At 70.1% G+C, this 14224-nt stretch carries 13 protein-coding genes; 6 read left to right on the top strand and 7 right to left on the bottom strand.

The genetic code is table 11. The annotated features are described in order from the left end of the window. Positions 1 to 1248 carry an aspartate kinase gene (locus tag ACO2Q0_RS16205; RefSeq protein WP_423352554.1) on the bottom strand — a complete coding sequence of 416 codons (1248 nt, stop codon included), beginning with the start codon at positions 1246 to 1248 and terminating at the stop codon, positions 1 to 3. 123 nt (positions 1249 to 1371) lie between these two features. On the opposite strand from ACO2Q0_RS16205, the gene ubiG reads away from it, so the two are divergent. The 3 genes from ubiG (at position 1372) to ACO2Q0_RS16190 (ending at position 4106) form a co-directional block, all read left to right on the top strand. Continuing rightward, on the top strand, positions 1372 to 2130 hold the full coding sequence (gene ubiG, locus ACO2Q0_RS16200) for a bifunctional 2-polyprenyl-6-hydroxyphenol methylase/3-demethylubiquinol 3-O-methyltransferase UbiG (RefSeq protein WP_423352553.1): 759 nt from the start codon (positions 1372 to 1374) through the stop codon (positions 2128 to 2130). A gap of 11 nt (positions 2131 to 2141) precedes the next feature. Continuing rightward, the gene (locus ACO2Q0_RS16195) at positions 2142 to 2945 is read left to right on the top strand and encodes an FkbM family methyltransferase (protein WP_423352552.1); all 804 of its coding nucleotides are present in this window, start codon (positions 2142 to 2144) and stop codon (positions 2943 to 2945) included. Between the two features lie 156 nt (positions 2946 to 3101). Beyond that, the gene (locus ACO2Q0_RS16190; protein WP_423352551.1) at positions 3102 to 4106 is read left to right on the top strand and encodes an alpha/beta fold hydrolase; all 1005 of its coding nucleotides are present in this window, start codon (positions 3102 to 3104) and stop codon (positions 4104 to 4106) included. On the opposite strand, the gene chrA is transcribed toward ACO2Q0_RS16190, so the two are convergent. Beyond that, a complete protein-coding gene (gene chrA, locus ACO2Q0_RS16185) occupies positions 4103 to 5311 on the bottom strand; it encodes a chromate efflux transporter (RefSeq protein WP_423352550.1) in 1209 nt (402 codons plus the stop codon). The genes ACO2Q0_RS16190 and chrA overlap by 4 nt on opposite strands. Positions 5312 to 5431: 120 nt before the next feature. Here chrA and ACO2Q0_RS16180 point away from each other — a divergent pair, with 120 nt between their 5' ends. Further along, positions 5432 to 6517, top strand: coding sequence for a Zn-dependent alcohol dehydrogenase (locus tag ACO2Q0_RS16180; RefSeq protein WP_423352549.1), 1086 nt, complete (start codon positions 5432 to 5434; stop codon positions 6515 to 6517). On the opposite strand, the gene ACO2Q0_RS16175 is transcribed toward ACO2Q0_RS16180, so the two are convergent. The 5 genes from ACO2Q0_RS16175 to ctrA all read right to left on the bottom strand — a co-directional run bounded on the left by ACO2Q0_RS16175 (position 6514) and on the right by ctrA (position 12429). Beyond that, positions 6514 to 7311, bottom strand: a complete 798-nt coding sequence (locus tag ACO2Q0_RS16175) for a 50S ribosomal protein L11 methyltransferase (protein ID WP_423352548.1) — start codon at positions 7309 to 7311, stop codon at positions 6514 to 6516. The genes ACO2Q0_RS16180 and ACO2Q0_RS16175 overlap by 4 nt on opposite strands. Before the next feature lie 85 nt (positions 7312 to 7396). Beyond that, positions 7397 to 8722 carry a peptidoglycan DD-metalloendopeptidase family protein gene (locus tag ACO2Q0_RS16170; protein WP_423352547.1) on the bottom strand — a complete coding sequence of 442 codons (1326 nt, stop codon included), beginning with the start codon at positions 8720 to 8722 and terminating at the stop codon, positions 7397 to 7399. A gap of 159 nt (positions 8723 to 8881) precedes the next feature. Further along, entirely contained in the window at positions 8882 to 9232 is a 351-nt protein-coding gene (gene arsC / locus ACO2Q0_RS16165; RefSeq protein WP_423352546.1) for an arsenate reductase (glutaredoxin), read from the bottom strand. Between the two features lie 30 nt (positions 9233 to 9262). Beyond that, positions 9263 to 11626 (bottom strand): M20/M25/M40 family metallo-hydrolase, encoded by a 2364-nt coding sequence (locus tag ACO2Q0_RS16160; protein WP_423352545.1) that lies wholly within the window; start codon positions 11624 to 11626, stop codon positions 9263 to 9265. Positions 11627 to 11733: 107 nt separating this feature from the next. Next, positions 11734 to 12429: a response regulator transcription factor CtrA gene (ctrA, locus tag ACO2Q0_RS16155; RefSeq protein WP_012521413.1), complete on the bottom strand. Its 696-nt coding sequence runs from the start codon at positions 12427 to 12429 to the stop codon at positions 11734 to 11736. Between the two features lie 283 nt (positions 12430 to 12712). Between ctrA and ACO2Q0_RS16150 the strand changes: the two genes are divergently transcribed. Together ACO2Q0_RS16150 and ACO2Q0_RS16145 are read left to right on the top strand one after the other, a co-directional pair. Further along, positions 12713 to 13054 carry a hypothetical protein gene (locus tag ACO2Q0_RS16150; RefSeq protein WP_423352544.1) on the top strand — a complete coding sequence of 114 codons (342 nt, stop codon included), beginning with the start codon at positions 12713 to 12715 and terminating at the stop codon, positions 13052 to 13054. Positions 13055 to 13114: 60 nt separating this feature from the next. Further along, a complete protein-coding gene (locus tag ACO2Q0_RS16145) occupies positions 13115 to 14215 on the top strand; it encodes an SDR family oxidoreductase (protein WP_423352543.1) in 1101 nt (366 codons plus the stop codon). Positions 14216 to 14224 lie beyond the last annotated feature (9 nt).

Here is a 14224-nt window from a genome sequence, read left to right as displayed (position 1 = left end):
CTAGAGCTGGTCCAGGCCGTAGGCGGCGTGCAGGGCGCGGACCGCCAGCTCGGTGTAGGCGGCGTCGATCAGCACGCTGATCTTGATCTCGGACGTCGAGATCACCTGGATGTTCACGCCCTTGTCGGCCAGCGCCTTGAACATCGACTTGGCGACGCCCGCATGGCTGCGCATGCCCACCCCGATGACCGAGACCTTGGCCACGTCCTCGTCGCAGCGCACGTCCTCGAAGCCCACCTGCGGCTGCACCGCACGGATGAGCTCCATCGCCCGCTGGGCGTCGCGCCGGCCGACGGTGAACTCCATGTTGGCGGTGTCGGCGACGCGGGCGTGGCTCTGGACGATCATGTCCACGTTCACGTTCGCATCGGCCAGCGCGCCGAAGATGGTGGACGACACGCCCGGGTGGTCGGGCAGGCCGAAGAGGCTGATCTTCGCCTCGTCGCGGCTGTAGGCCACGCCGCTCACGATCCGCTTCTCCACGATCTCCTCCTCGTCGCAGACGATAGTTCCCTGGCCGGGCGCTTCGCCGGGCTCGACAAAACTGGAAAGCACCCGGACGGGCACATGATAGGCCATGGCCAGCTCGACCGACCGGGTCTGAAGCACCTTGGCGCCGAGCGAGGCCATCTCCAGCATCTCCTCGTAGGAGATCTTGGCCAGCTTCCTCGCTTTGGACTCGATGCGCGGGTCGGTCGTGTAGACGCCGTCCACGTCCGTATAGATGTCGCAGGCCGCGCCGATCGCCGCGGCGATCGCCACCGCCGAGGTGTCCGAGCCGCCCCGGCCCAGCGTGGCGATGCGGCCGTCGCGGGTGACGCCCTGGAAGCCGGCGATCACCGCCACCTGGCCGTCGTCCAGCGCGGCGCCGAGCTTCTCCGGCGGGATGTCGTCGATGCGGGCCTTGCCATGGGCGTCGTCGGCGATGATCGGCACCTGCCAGCCCAGCCAGGACTGCGCCCGTACGCCCATGTTGCGAAGCGTCATCGCCAGCAGGCCTGCGGTCACCTGCTCGCCCGAGGCCACGACCACATCGTATTCGTCGTCCGACGGCTGGATGCCCTGGGCGGCAGGCCCGGCCCCGTCGGTCCAGGCGACCAGCTCGTTGGTCTTGCCGGCCATGGCCGAGACCACCACGGCCACCTGGTGGCCCGCCTCGACCTCGGCCGCCACGAGCCGCGCGACCCGGCGGATACGCTCCAGGTCCGCGACGGACGTACCGCCGAATTTCATCACCAGCCGGGACATGCGCCTGCGCCCGTCGCCCCCGATTTGTTGCGCTGCGGAAGGATCGGCCTTCTAGCGGCGGTTCCCGGGACCCGCAACGGCAAGAGTCTTCCGTTCCGGGGGCGCGGAGCGGTAGAAGGAGGCATGACTTCCCAAACGTCCGCGCGTTCGAGCATCGATCCTGCCGAGGTCGAGCGGTTCTCGCGCATCGCCGCCGAATGGTGGGACCCGAACGGGAAATTTGCGCCGCTGCACAAATTCAATCCCGTGCGCCTGGCCTTCATCCGTGACCACGCGCTCTATCGCTTCGGCCGCGACGGAGCCGAGCGGCGGCCCTTCGAGGGGCTGCGGCTGCTGGACATCGGCTGCGGCGGCGGGTTGCTGTCGGAGCCGATGGCGCGGCTGGGCTTCCAGGTGACGGCGGTCGACGCGTCGGAGCGCAACATCGCCACCGCCAGCACACACGCCGCTGAGCAGGGGCTTTCCATCGACTATCGCTGCGCCACCGCAGAGGCGCTGCTGGCGGCCGGCGAGCCGCCATTCGACATCATCCTAAACATGGAGGTGATCGAGCACGTCGCCGACCCAGGCGAATATCTCAGGACCTGCGCCCGCCTGCTGAAGCCCGGCGGGCTGATGATCGTGGCCACCCTCAATCGGACGATGAAGGCCCTGGCGCTCGCCGTCGTCGGCGCCGAGTACGTCCTGCGCTGGCTGCCGGCCGGCACGCACGACTGGAAGAAGTTCCTCAAGCCCGACGAGATCCGGGGCTTCCTGGACGGCGAGCCGGTGAGCGTGGACGGGCCCTACGGCGTCGTGTTCAATCCGCTCACCGGGCGATGGAGCGAGTCCGTCGACGCCGACGTGAACTACATGATGACGGTCGTTCGCGACGCGGCCTGATGGGAGTGTCGATGCCATCGCTGCGCGTACTGGGTCATGCATTCCGCGCCTGGCGGCGGAACCTCCGCTGGGCCAAGCACGAGCCCGAGACGCCGTACCTCGCCGACCTGCTGTCGGGGGAGCCGGTCTGCCTGCACGTAGGCGCCAGCGACGGTCGCCACTCCTACGTGATGACCCAGGTGGCCCCGAAGGCCCGCATCTTCGCCTTCGAGCCCTCGGCCTTCGCCTATGAGGTCCTGAAGGTGACCACGGCCTGGCACGGCATCCGTCGCCAGGTGACGCCGATCCACGCCGCCGTGGCCGACAAGCCGGGCGAGCTGCTTCTGGTCACGCCGAAGAAGACCTCCGGCCGGATGGGCCGGGCCTACGCCTATGTGGCCGAGCAGGCGCCGCAAGGCCCCGCCCGACCGGACCTGCAGGACCAGGGCATGGACCTGCAGCCGACGCCCGTCGTGACGCTCGACGGCTTCTGCGCCGAGCGCGGCGTGGAGCACGTGGATTTCATCCGGATGGACATCGAGGGCGCCGAGCTGAAGGCCCTGCAGGGCGCCCTGCAGATCCTCGACCGTGACCGGCCCCATGTTCTGATCGAGATCCATCCGCCGATGCTGGAGGCCCGCTTCGGCGCCTCGGGCGACGAGGTGCTGGAGATCTTCCGCAGCCGCGGCTATCGCATGTTCGCCCTCAACGGCGACCGGCTGGAGGAGCGCACCGACCTCGTCGACGGCGTGCCCTGGAAGGACTACTTCCTCATCCACCCCAGCAAGGCCGGCCGCCTCCCGGACGGGGTTTTCAAGGCGCGGATGGCGGCCTAGGCCCCGGTTCGAGGCTCGCGGGCAGCAGGTTCGCCGCGTGGCGCCGATGCACGGGCGCCGCCGTGTCCGCACAATGCCGCGGAGGCGCAGAACCGACCCTTGAACCGTGCGTTTGCCAAACACAGGTGACGAGCAGATCCGAGTAGGAGGCGAAGCGTGCCGCGCAAACGGCCCAAGGGCGTACTGGCGATGGGATGGGCCTGCATCGAGGCGGCCGCGACGGGCCGGACGGAGCATGCGCCGACTTCGGCGGACTATCCCGAAACGGTGGTGCGCCGGACCAGCTTCATCGCCGGCGGCGGACACCGCTGGCGGATCTCGGCGCTGGAGACCCCCCGCGAGACGCCTCAGCCGTGGAAGATCGTGGTGATCACGGGCGCGCCGTCGTGGGCCGAATACTGGGCCGAGACGCTGTCCGAGCTGCCGCAGGACCGCGAGATGATCGTCGTGGACCGGCCGGGCTATGCGGGATCCGAGCCGCTGCATCCGGTGACGGACATCCGCGTCCAGGCCGAGGCGCTCGCGCCGGTGCTGAACGCCGCCCGCGGCCAGAAGGTGCTGCTGGTGGGCCAGAGCTATGGCGCCGCCATCGCCTCGATCATGGCAGACCAGAACCCTGGAAAGGTGGCGGGCCTCGTCCTGCTGTCGGGCTTCTTCGGCGAGGCGGGTCCCACGGCCAAGTGGCTGCTGGACATGGGGGCCAAGGCCCTCAAGGTGATCCCGCGCGACCTGCGCAACGCCGTCATCGAGGTGACGGGGCAGCGGCCGCAGCTGCGCCATGCCAAGCGGGCGCTGGCGCGGGTGAACGTACCGATCCACATGATCCACGGCGACAAGGACGACTTCGCGCCGCTGGAGGTGGCCGAGCGTCTGGCGGCAGAGACCGTGACGCGCCGGCCGATCCGCATCGTGAAGACCGAAGGCGCCAACCACTTCCTGAACGACGGCCCGGCCGAGCAGCTGATCCAGGCCCTGGAGAGCTGCATTCCGGAGAAGACCGCCTGGACCTTCCGGTGGCCCAAGCTGCCGGCGCTGTGGCCGGCCAGGCTGCCGAGGCCGGAGGGCGTGGTGGCCCAGGTCAGGGCGGCCGGCGCCAAGGCGGGTCAGGCGGCCGGCGCGGCCGTGGGCGGCGTGGCCCCCGGACGAAGCGCGGCGGCCTAGGCGAGCATCGCACCCGTCGCCACCGCGAAGCCGATCACCACAAGCCATGGCGGCAGGCGGGCGACCTGCAGGAAGACGAACGCCGCCGCCAGCAGCGCCCAGTCCGACGGACGCTCGATGGTGGTCAGGAGAACCGGGTCCCAGAGGGCGGCGCCGAGGAGACCCACCACCACCGCGCCGACGCCGGCGAGGGCGCCGCGAGCCCAGGGTTCGCGCTTCAGCCGGTCCCAGAACGGCAGGACGCCCACCACCAGCAGCAGGCTGGGGAGGAAGATGGCGAAGAGCGCGATCAGGCCGCCCACGACGCCGGTGGGGCCGAAACGCTGCGAAGCGCCGACGAAGCCCGCGAAGCTGAACAGCGGCCCGGGCAGAGCCTGGACGAGGCCATAGCCCGCGAGGAAGGTGTCCTGGTCGAGCCAGGCGCGGTCGACGATCTCGCGCTCCAGCAGGGGCAGGACCACGTGCCCGCCGCCGAACACCAGCGCGCCCGTGCGGTAGAAGACGGCCGCGAGGCCGAGGCCGGGATTCTGCGACAGCAGGGCCAGCAGGGGGAGGGCGAGCAGCAGGCCCGCGAAGAGGGTGAGCGCGATGACCGCGCTGCCGGTGTCGACCGGCGGCGGCAGGGCGTCGTCGGCGCTCTCGTCACCGAGGGGCTCGCGGAGCAGGGCGAAGCCGAACGCGCCGCCCGCCAGGATGGCGGCGACCTGGGCCACGGCGCCCTGGGCCACCACCAGGCCCACGGCCGCGCCGATCGCCATGCCGGCCCGGACCGGCCCGCGGGCCAGGCTGCGGGCCATCTGCACCAGCGCCTGCAGCACCACGGCCGCCGCGGCGATCTTCAGGCCGTGGATCCAGCCTGAACCCAGCGCCAGCTCCATCTGCGGGGCCAGCGCGGCGAAGGCGATCATCAGGGTGGCCGCCGGCAGGGTGAAGCCGGCGAAGGCGGCGAGCGCGCCGGCCAGCCCCGCCTGACGCAGGCCGATGGCCATGCCGACCTGGCTGGAGGCCGGGCCCGGCAGGAAATGGCAAAGCGCCAGGAGATCTGCGTAGGCGGCTTCCGAGATCCAGCCGCGGCGCTCGACGAACTCGCGCCGGAAATAGCCGAGGTGCGCCACAGGCCCGCCGAAAGCGGTCAGGCCCTGCTTGAGGAAGGCCAGGAACACGTCGACCGGGGTCACCGCCTTCCGCGGCGCAGCAGCGTCCATCGCCCCCTAGATGGAAGGCCGCGAGCGCCCTGTCGACCCGTTTCGCCGACAAGTCGCTTGGCGGCGTGCGCTGAACGGCGATAAGGCTGGTTCAAACACCAGTATGAAGGGGAGACCGCCATGAAGGCCGCCGTGCTTCGGGAAGTGGGCAAGCCGCTCCAGATCGAGGACGTGCAGATCAGCAAGCCCGGCCCGCACGAGGTGCTGATCCGCACCGCCGCCGCCGGCGTCTGCCACTCGGACCTCCACTTCGTCGAGGGCTCGTACCCGCACCCGCTGCCGGCGGTGCTGGGCCACGAGAGCGCCGGGATCGTCGAGGCGGTCGGTTCGGAAGTCCGGACGGTGAAGCCGGGCGACCATGTGATCACCTGCCTCTCGGCCTTCTGCGGCCACTGCAACCACTGCCTCACCGGGCACATGAGCCTGTGCGTGTCGCCCGACACCAAGCGCGGCAAGGACGAGGAGCCGCGCCTGGCCTCGGCGAACGGGCCGATGATGCAGTACCTGAACCTGTCGTCGTTCGCCGAGCAGATGCTGATCCACGAGCACGCCTGCGTGGCCGTCCGCAAGGACATGCCGCTGGATCGCGCCGCCCTCATCGGCTGCTCGGTGATGACCGGCGTAGGCGCGGTGATGCACACCTCGAACGTGCGCCCGGGCGACACCGTGGCGGTCATCGGCTGCGGCGGCGTGGGCCTGTCGGCGATCAACGGCGCGGCGATCGCCGGAGCCGGCCGGATCATCGCCATCGACATCGTCGCCGGTAAGGAGAACTACGCGAAGGCGTTCGGCGCGACCGACTTCGTCAACGCCTCGGAAGTCGATCCCGTGAAGGCGGTGATCGAGATGACCAAGGGCGGCGTCGAGCACAGCTTCGAGGCGCTCGGCCTGGCGAAGACCGCGGAGCAGGCGTTCAACATGCTGGGCCGCGGTGGCACCGCCAACATCATCGGCATGATCCCGGTGGGCCAGTCGATCAACCTGATGGGCGCCGCGTTCCTGGGCGAGAAGCGCATCCAGGGCTCGCTGATGGGCTCGAACCGTTTCCCCGTGGACATGCCGCGGCTCGTCGACATGTACATGGCTGGCAAGCTGAAGCTGGACGACATGGTCTCGCGCCGGCTGAAGCTGGAGCAGGTCAACGAGGCGTTCGAAGAGATGAAGACGGGCTCGATCGCCCGCTCCGTGATCGTCTTCGACGCCTAGGCCCGTTTCGGCCGCATCACCAGCCAGGGCGTCGGGCAGCCGCGCCATTCCCAGACGGCGAGGAGCTGGTCCAGATGGCCCAGCTCCTTGAGCCACGGCGGCAGCTCGGCCGTCTTGGCCTCCGTGTCCACGCGCGTGATCTCGTGCGTGGGCGCGAAGCGCTCGCACAGGGTCTCCAGCTTGCCGGGACCGTGCGTCTCGACGATCAGGCGCATGCCGGCCAGCGACGGCGCCAGGTCCGGGCGCAGCAGGTCGGTCTCGGCCCCTTCGACATCCATGATCACCAGCGGCCGGCGCTCGGCGAACCGCTCGAAGTCCTCGGGCGCGAAGAGCTCGCCCACCACGACCCGGTCTCCGACGCCGTTGCGGGCTGCGAGCTCGGTGCAGACGGCCCGCGCCTTCGGGTCGACGTCATAGGCATGGATGGTCGCGTCCGGCAGCAGCCGGGCCAGGCCCACGGCGTAGAAGCCTTCGGCGCAGCCCACGTCGATGACGCAGTCGACGCCCTCCTGGCGGAACGCCTCCAGGTGCGGGTGCAACTCGGCCTCGTAGGCGCCCAGCAGGCGCGGCATCAGCGCGCCTTCCGTGGCCCGCGTGACGTACTCCATGCCGGCGAAGAGGCCGGTGAGCACGCGCGGTCCGTGGTGGGCGAGGAAGGTGTTCACCAGCATCTGCTGGCGCCAGAACCCGAGCAGTCGAAGCAATTCGTTGGCATGGCGCGCGTCGGCGTCTTCGGGCCACCCGGCGACGTCGTTCTTCACACACTGGATCGTCGCGGCGGTGAGACGCCCCATCGACGTGTCCCCCTGTCCGCGGCATGGAACGCCGCGAGCTCTGGGGAATCAACGCCTTAAGCTTGGCCTTGGTTGCGAAGGACCGTCAGTCGGCGGAGGCAAGCTGGCGCGGGGCTTCAGCGCCGCCGTTGGCCAGCAGGTGCTGGATGCGGTCCTTCTGAGCCCGGAAACGGGCGAGTTCGGCGCCGGCCAGCACGGTGCCCTGCGGCACCTTCGCGCCGACCGGGTTGACCCGTTGCCCGCGCTGCCAGACCTCGTAGTGCAGGTGCGGGCCGGTCGAGAGGCCGGTCGTGCCGACATAGGCCACCACCTGCCCCTGCCGGACCTGCACGCCGGGCCGGATTCCCTTGGCGTAGCGTGAGAGATGGGCGTAGCCGGTGTCCCAGCCGCCCGTGTGGCGGATCTGCAGCCAGTTGCCGTAGCCGCTCCAGCGGCTCGCCTTGACGACCACGCCGTCCCCGGCGGCCAGCACGGGTGTGCCGTGGCCGGCGCCGAAGTCGACGCCCTTGTGCGCGCGGGCATAGCCCAGGATCGGGTGGCGGCGCAGGCCGAAGTTCGAGGTCATCCGGGCGCCGTCGATCGGGGTGCGCAGGAGGAAGCCTTTGATGTTCTTGCCTGTCTCGTCGAAGTACTCGACGCCGCCGCCGGAGCGCTCGAAGCGGTAGAACTTCACGCCCTTCAGCTCGGCGTACTCCAGCGCGCCCACATCGACCGTGCGGCCGCTCTCGGTGACCTTGCGGTCGAAGACCAGCTTGAAATCGTCACCCGCCTGCATCTCGCGGAAGTCGATCTTGTGGGCGAAGAGCTTGGCGACCTGGCTGACGATCTCGGGCGTCGCCCCCAGCTTGGAGGCGCTTTCGTAGAGCGAACCGCGGATCTCACCGTCGGCGACCGTGACCTCGTCGCGGACCTCTTCCTCAAGGGCGCGCAGGCGAAGAGCGCCGTCGAAGCTGCGGGACAGGGTGAGCGCGCTGGCGGGGCCGGTGCGCATGGACAGGCCGATCAGGCGGGCGGGGCCGCGGTCGGCGCGGGGCCTGGCGATGGCCGCGTCGAACGCCATGCCGGCCTTGATGTGGACGGTGTCCATGGCCTGGCCGAGCGCGGCGACGGCCTGGCGGGCTTCTTCCGGCGCGACGCCCGCCCGCTGGACGGCTTCTTCGAGGGTTTCGCCGCGGAGGACCTTCAGCGGCACGTTTTCCGGGCGGTCCCAGCCGGGCTGGTTGACGGCGGCCTGGGTGAAGGCGGTGTGCTGCAGAGCCGCAACGGCCTCGGGAGCCAGGGGCGGAGCCGACGGAGGGGCGGTGGTGTCGGTAAGTTTCCAGGCGGCGAACAGGGCGATCAGCGCCCCGCCGCCTGCGAGCACGCGCGGCGCAATCCGGAACGAGAACCGTCGCGGGTCGAATTCTGCCATTACGCCCCCGTACTGGCCGATGCAGGGTTAAGGCATCGGCTACGCAAAGCCAAAATTGTCAGTGTCCCCCGCGGAGACCCTCATGCGAGGGCTGCTCCCCGGCGCAATCAATACCGGAAAAGCGCCGAAGCGCCACCGGCCGAATTGTCACGGACTCCTTCAGAGCAGCGTCAGGACCAGTTCCGCTGGGCGGCAGAGCGCGGCGCCCTTCGGCGTCACCACGATAGGGCGATTCACCAGGACCGGGTCGATGATCATGGCGGCGATCAGCGCCTCGTCCGAGGCGGCGGGATCCGACAGGCCGAGCTCGTCGGCGCGAGTGCCCTTCACCCGAAGGATGTCGTGGGCCGAGGCGTCCATGCGCTTCAGGAGGTCCTGCAGGCCTTCCTTCGTCCAGCCGGCCTTGAGGTACTCGACGACCTTGGGCTCGACGCCCTTCTCGCGGAGCAGGGCCAGGGTGTTGCGGGACGTTCCGCAGTTCGGGTTGTGGTAGATGGTGACGTCGGTCATGGCCGGCTGGATAGCCCACTGCGGCGCCGATCACCAAACCAACCGCTGGCTCCCTGTGACGAGGGTCGTGCCGGAATTGCCCCAGGCCATGACGTCCGCCGGCATCGGCGGCAGCGGCTTCGCCCCCGCCGGCCATGTGGGCAGGACGGCCGATGCCCCGACCTGCATCGCGCCGGACTTCGTGGGACGCATGACGAGCTCCATCTGCGGCGCGGCCCAGCGGAGGGTGGTCGGCTTGCCGCCCTTGAGGGCGCCCGTGAGTGGTGCGCCATCGACGCTCACCAGGGCCACGTTGGCGTCAGGCGTCACGCGCAGGCCCAGCGTGGCGCCCGGCGGACCCGCGACGCGCAGCGCGACCGTTCCATCGGGGCGTGAGACGAGCGAGACCGTCGGCGGCGGCAGCGTCACGAAAGGCGCGGGCCCGGCGCGATTGGCGGCGGACCAGTACCAGTGGCGCAGCGGCCTCACCGGCCCGCTCGCCGCCATCGCCGCCTCGGACCACGGGACGCGATCGGGCGTGGTGCTGACGAGGCGGCCCCGGCGGGCGTCGTTGTCGACGTGGTAGATCACCGAGGCCGCCTCGGCCGTCCGGGCATCGTAGGGATCGGCGAAACGCACCCAGGTGGTGACCGCGAGGCCCGCCACCAGGAGGGCCGCGCCGAGGCCGCGGCCGGGCGGCGCGCCGTCGGCCGGCTGGGCCAGCGGCCACAGCACGAGCGCCGCGAGCACCGCCGGCAAGGCCAGCAGCGGCATCAGGTCCATGCTCAGGAACGCGCCGTGGGCGAGGTTGCCGAGCCACGCAAGGACGACCGTCGCGATGAGCGCGAGGAGAGCCAGGCTTGGATAGCCACGCCGCACGCCGAAGTCGGTGGCGGCGGCCGCCAACGCGGCGGCCAACAGCGGCCAGGCGAGGACGTGGGCGGCTGGCGGCGCCAGAACCTGGGCGGCGACGGCGAGCGCCAGCCCCGCCAGCAGCACGCCGGCCCAGCCGGCCGGCCGGCTCACCGGCTTGCCGTAGGCCAGCACGCCCACGATCGCGGCCACGACGCCCACCGCCAAGGCGACGAGGTCCAACCTGCCGAACGCAGAGCAGCCGACGCCGGCCAGCAGCGGCACGAGCGCCACGATGCGGCGTCCCCGCGCGAGCTCGGCCGCCGCAAGGAGCAGGACGCCCACGCCGATCAGTGCGACGGCGGCCTCCCAGCGGCCGACCTGAGCCAACAGGAAGCGCTGCTGCATGAAGCCGAAGCCCGCTCCGGTGGCCTCGCGGGCGAACATGAGGACCACGGCGACGCTGAGGCCGGTGAAGATCAGGGCGCCGGCGCCTCGGCCTACGTCGAGCCAGGAGAAACGCTCCGCCTTGCGGGCGCGCTGGAAGGCGAGCGCGCCGAGCGCCAGGGCGGCGGCGAGCAGCAGCCAGCCGAGCCATGGCGGATAGGCGATCACCAGATCGCCGAAGACCTGGCTGTAGACCAGCGAGGGCGCCTTCCCTGGCAGGGCCGGATCGAAGGCTGCCGCCATCGCGACCGCCTGCACCTGGGTCCCCATGTCCTGCAGCGAACCCTTCTCGAGGTTCGCCGGCGTGGAGTTGGGCGAGTGGTACTGGAACTGGCGGCCGATGAAGGCCCAGTTCATGCCCGGAACGCCCGCCCGCAGCGCCTCGGAGAGGTCTGTGTCGTTCGGCATCTGCTCGTAGATGAAGACGGTGAGGGAGGACGAGGACGGCCGCTCGGCCGTCCGACGCAGCAGCCCGACCAACTCGCCGTTGTCGGAGCTCGTCTGGAACATCTGCACGCGGCCGCCGGCGCCGCGGGTCTCCATGTTGAGGACGAGGCCGATGCGCTTGGCGAGCGGGTCGCGGGCGAAGAAGTGGTCGGCGCCCAGCAGCCCCGCCTCCTCGCCGTCGGTGATCACCACCATCACGTCCCGGGCCGGGACGCCGCGGGCCTTGATGGCGCGGACGATCTCAAGGGCCGCGGCCGTGCCCGCCGCGTCGTCCGCGGCGCCGGGCGAGCCGGGCACGCTGTCATAGTGGGCCATCAGGGCGAGCGCCGGGGCGCTGCGGTCCCGGCCAGGCAGAATGCCGACCAGGTTCTCGACCGGTCCGCCGAAGATCGCGTCGTCCCGCTGCTGCACGCCGACGCCAGGCTGCACCTGGGGCGAGAGGCCCAGGTCGCTCATCCGCCGCATCAGGTGGTCGCGGACACGCCGGTTCTCGGGAGAGCCGATAGGGTGCGGCGCGCGCGCCATCGCCTCGACGTCGACCATGGCGCGCGTGGCGGAGAAGGCGGAGGCGGGCGCATCGACCCCCAGCGGCTCCGGAGGCCGCTCGGCCCGCCAGGCTGCGATGACGCCCACGACCAACGCGACGACCAGCGCGACCAGCCTGCCCATGAACGTCCCCTCCCGACGCGATTTGCCCGGAGGCTAGCTGCTGACGGCGGAAACGAAAACGCCCGCCGGTGAGGGCGGGCGCTCCGTAACTCTCCTCGAACTCTAGATCAGGCGGCGATGACGCCTTCCTGCGGATCGCGCAGAACGTAACCGCGGCCCCAGACTGTTTCGATGTGGTGCTTGCCGTCGGCGGCGGCCGCCAGCTTCTTGCGCAGCTTGCAGATGAAGACGTCGATGATCTTCAGCTCCGGCTCGTCCATTCCGCCGTAGAGATGGTTGAGGAACATCTCCTTCGTGAGCGTCGTGCCCTTCCGAAGCGAGAGCAGCTCCAGCATCTGGTATTCCTTGCCGGTCAGGTGAACGCGGATGCCGTTCACCTCGACCGTCTTGGCGTCCAGGTTGACCGTGATGTCGCCGGTCTTGATGACCGACTGCGCGTGGCCCTTGGAGCGGCGGACCACGGCGTGGATGCGGGCGACCAGCTCGTCCTTGTGGAAGGGCTTGGTCATGTAATCGTCGGCGCCGCCGGTGAAGGTCTTAACCTTCGTCTCGATCTCGGCCGTGCCCGACAGGATCATGATCGGGGTATTGATCTTGCCCACGCGCAGGGTGCGCAGCACGTCCATGCCGGACATATCGGGCAGGTTCAGGTCGAGCAGGATCAGGTCGTAGTCGTAGATCTTGCCGAGATCGACGCCTTCCTCACCCAGGTCGGTGGTATAGACGTTGAAACCCTCGGATTTCAGCATCAGCTCGATGCTTTGCGCGGTGGCGCTGTCGTCCTCGATCAACAGTACGCGCATTCGCCTCTCCTAACGACTACCCGCAAATCCCCGCGAATTCTGAGAATCCGCCCCGAAGCTCGCCGTTAACTTGCCAGCGAGTTAATTTAAGACTGGTTAATGAAACTGGCCCGTCTGACCGAATCGTTAATCTGATTTGAGAATCCGACTCAAGCGCCTCGTTCCGGGCTACGGGTCGCACCCCTGTTGAATCTTTTGTGAGTGGACGCGGGCCTCGAAGCAGGGGTGCGGGAACGACACCTTGGCCTTGGCGGTTCTCCCCGAGGAACCGAGGTAAGGAATGATGCAAGACGCCACTCGAAACACCCTGGCCGAAGGTCGGGCGCCGCTCTGGAGCCGTGAGAACCTGAAGCGGGTGACGGCCGCCGCGCCGATCGTACGCCCGATGGTGAAGTACGTGCCGAAGAACCCCGTCTTCCTGCTCGGGGCCATTGCGGTAGGCGTGGTCGGCACGCTGGCCTGGCGCAACCGCCAGAAGATCGCCGAGCGCGCGCGGCCGTTGATCGACGACGCTGCGGCCCGCGCCCGCCCCATGCTGGAAAGCGCGGCCTCGAAAGGCGAGGCGCTCCGCGACAGACTGCCGCTGGGCCGTCGGTCGGAAACGGACCCGGCCTCGTCGATCTGACGGGAACAGCGCCCGCGACCCGGCTGTTGAGAGGGCGATCCCAGCAGCCGGAGTCGTTACATGCGCGCCAAGCTCAAGCCGCTCGACCAGCAGGTCGTCGTCGTCACAGGCGCGAGCTCGGGCATCGGCCTCGCCGCCGCCCGGGCCTTTGCGAAGGCGGGCGCCGCCGTCGTGCTGGTGGCCCGCAACGAAGAGGCGCTGCGGGAGGCCTGCGCGGAGATCGAGGCCGCCGGCGGCCGGGCGCATGTCGTAACCGCCGACGTCGGCTCTCCTGAAGACATGGCGCGCGTGACCCGCGCGGCGGTCGCCCGCTTCGGCGGGTTCGACACCTGGGTGAACGACGCCGGCGTGGGCATCTACGGCGACAGCCTCGAGGTCAGCCTGGAAGACCACCAGCGGCTGTTCCAGACCAACTACTTCGGCGTCGTCCACGGCTCCCTGGAGGCCGCGCGCCACCTGAAGGAACGACCGGGCGGCGGCGTGATCATCAACATCGGCTCGATCCTGGGCGACATGCCCTCGCCGCTGATGGGACCGTATGTCGCGTCCAAGCACGCGGTGAAGGGATTCACCGACACGCTGCGCATCGATCTGCAGCGGCAGGGCGCACCCGTGCAGGTCAGCCTGATCAAGCCGGCGAGCATCGGGACGCCGTTCCCGGACCACGCCAAGAACTACATGGAGACGGCCGCGCGCGTGCCGCCGCCGGTCTATGCGCCGGAAGTGGTGGCCGATGCGATCCTGCACGCGGCGACGCATCCCGTGCGGGCCCTGACCGTCGGGGGCGCGGGCCGGCAGCTCGTGGCCACCTACCACGCGGCTCCGCGGTTCGCGGACCGGCTGTTCGGCGCGGCGATCCCGAGGCTGTCGATACGGAAGGAGCCGAAGCCCGCCGACGACAGCCTGCATTCGCCATCGCAGGACGGCGAAGCCCGGACCGACGCTTATGGAAGCAGGCCGTTCTCGCTCTACACCCAGGCCCACAAGCAGCCGGGCGTGGTCGTAGGCCTGGCCCTGCTGGGACTCGCGGCCGCATTCGCCTGGCGCAATCGGGAGGCGATCCGCGATGGCGCCGGGCCGCTGATGCGCCAGGGCGTCGAGCGCCTGCCGTGGACCCGCCGGACCGGTACGCCGGGCGGCCTCCAGACGACCCTCCACTGAGGCGCAACT

The organism is Phenylobacterium sp. VNQ135 (assembly GCF_049445735.1).
Taxonomy (GTDB): domain Bacteria; phylum Pseudomonadota; class Alphaproteobacteria; order Caulobacterales; family Caulobacteraceae; genus Phenylobacterium.
Note: the sequence above shows the minus strand (reverse complement) of the source record. Positions and strands in the feature narration are given on the sequence as shown.

Coding starts and splice junctions, on each gene's coding strand:
- ctrA (WP_012521413.1), bottom strand. CDS start 12,429: ATGCGCGTACTGTTGATCGAGGACGACAGCGCCACCGCGCAAAGCATC.
- ACO2Q0_RS16150 (WP_423352544.1), top strand. CDS start 12,713: ATGCAAGACGCCACTCGAAACACCCTGGCCGAAGGTCGGGCGCCGCTC.
- arsC (WP_423352546.1), bottom strand. CDS start 9,232: ATGACCGACGTCACCATCTACCACAACCCGAACTGCGGAACGTCCCGC.
- ACO2Q0_RS16205 (WP_423352554.1), bottom strand. CDS start 1,248: ATGTCCCGGCTGGTGATGAAATTCGGCGGTACGTCCGTCGCGGACCTG.
- ACO2Q0_RS16160 (WP_423352545.1), bottom strand. CDS start 11,626: ATGGGCAGGCTGGTCGCGCTGGTCGTCGCGTTGGTCGTGGGCGTCATC.
- ACO2Q0_RS16170 (WP_423352547.1), bottom strand. CDS start 8,722: ATGGCAGAATTCGACCCGCGACGGTTCTCGTTCCGGATTGCGCCGCGC.
- chrA (WP_423352550.1), bottom strand. CDS start 5,311: ATGGACGCTGCTGCGCCGCGGAAGGCGGTGACCCCGGTCGACGTGTTC.
- ACO2Q0_RS16180 (WP_423352549.1), top strand. CDS start 5,432: ATGAAGGCCGCCGTGCTTCGGGAAGTGGGCAAGCCGCTCCAGATCGAG.
- ubiG (WP_423352553.1), top strand. CDS start 1,372: ATGACTTCCCAAACGTCCGCGCGTTCGAGCATCGATCCTGCCGAGGTC.
- ACO2Q0_RS16175 (WP_423352548.1), bottom strand. CDS start 7,311: ATGGGGCGTCTCACCGCCGCGACGATCCAGTGTGTGAAGAACGACGTC.
- ACO2Q0_RS16145 (WP_423352543.1), top strand. CDS start 13,115: ATGCGCGCCAAGCTCAAGCCGCTCGACCAGCAGGTCGTCGTCGTCACA.
- ACO2Q0_RS16195 (WP_423352552.1), top strand. CDS start 2,142: ATGCCATCGCTGCGCGTACTGGGTCATGCATTCCGCGCCTGGCGGCGG.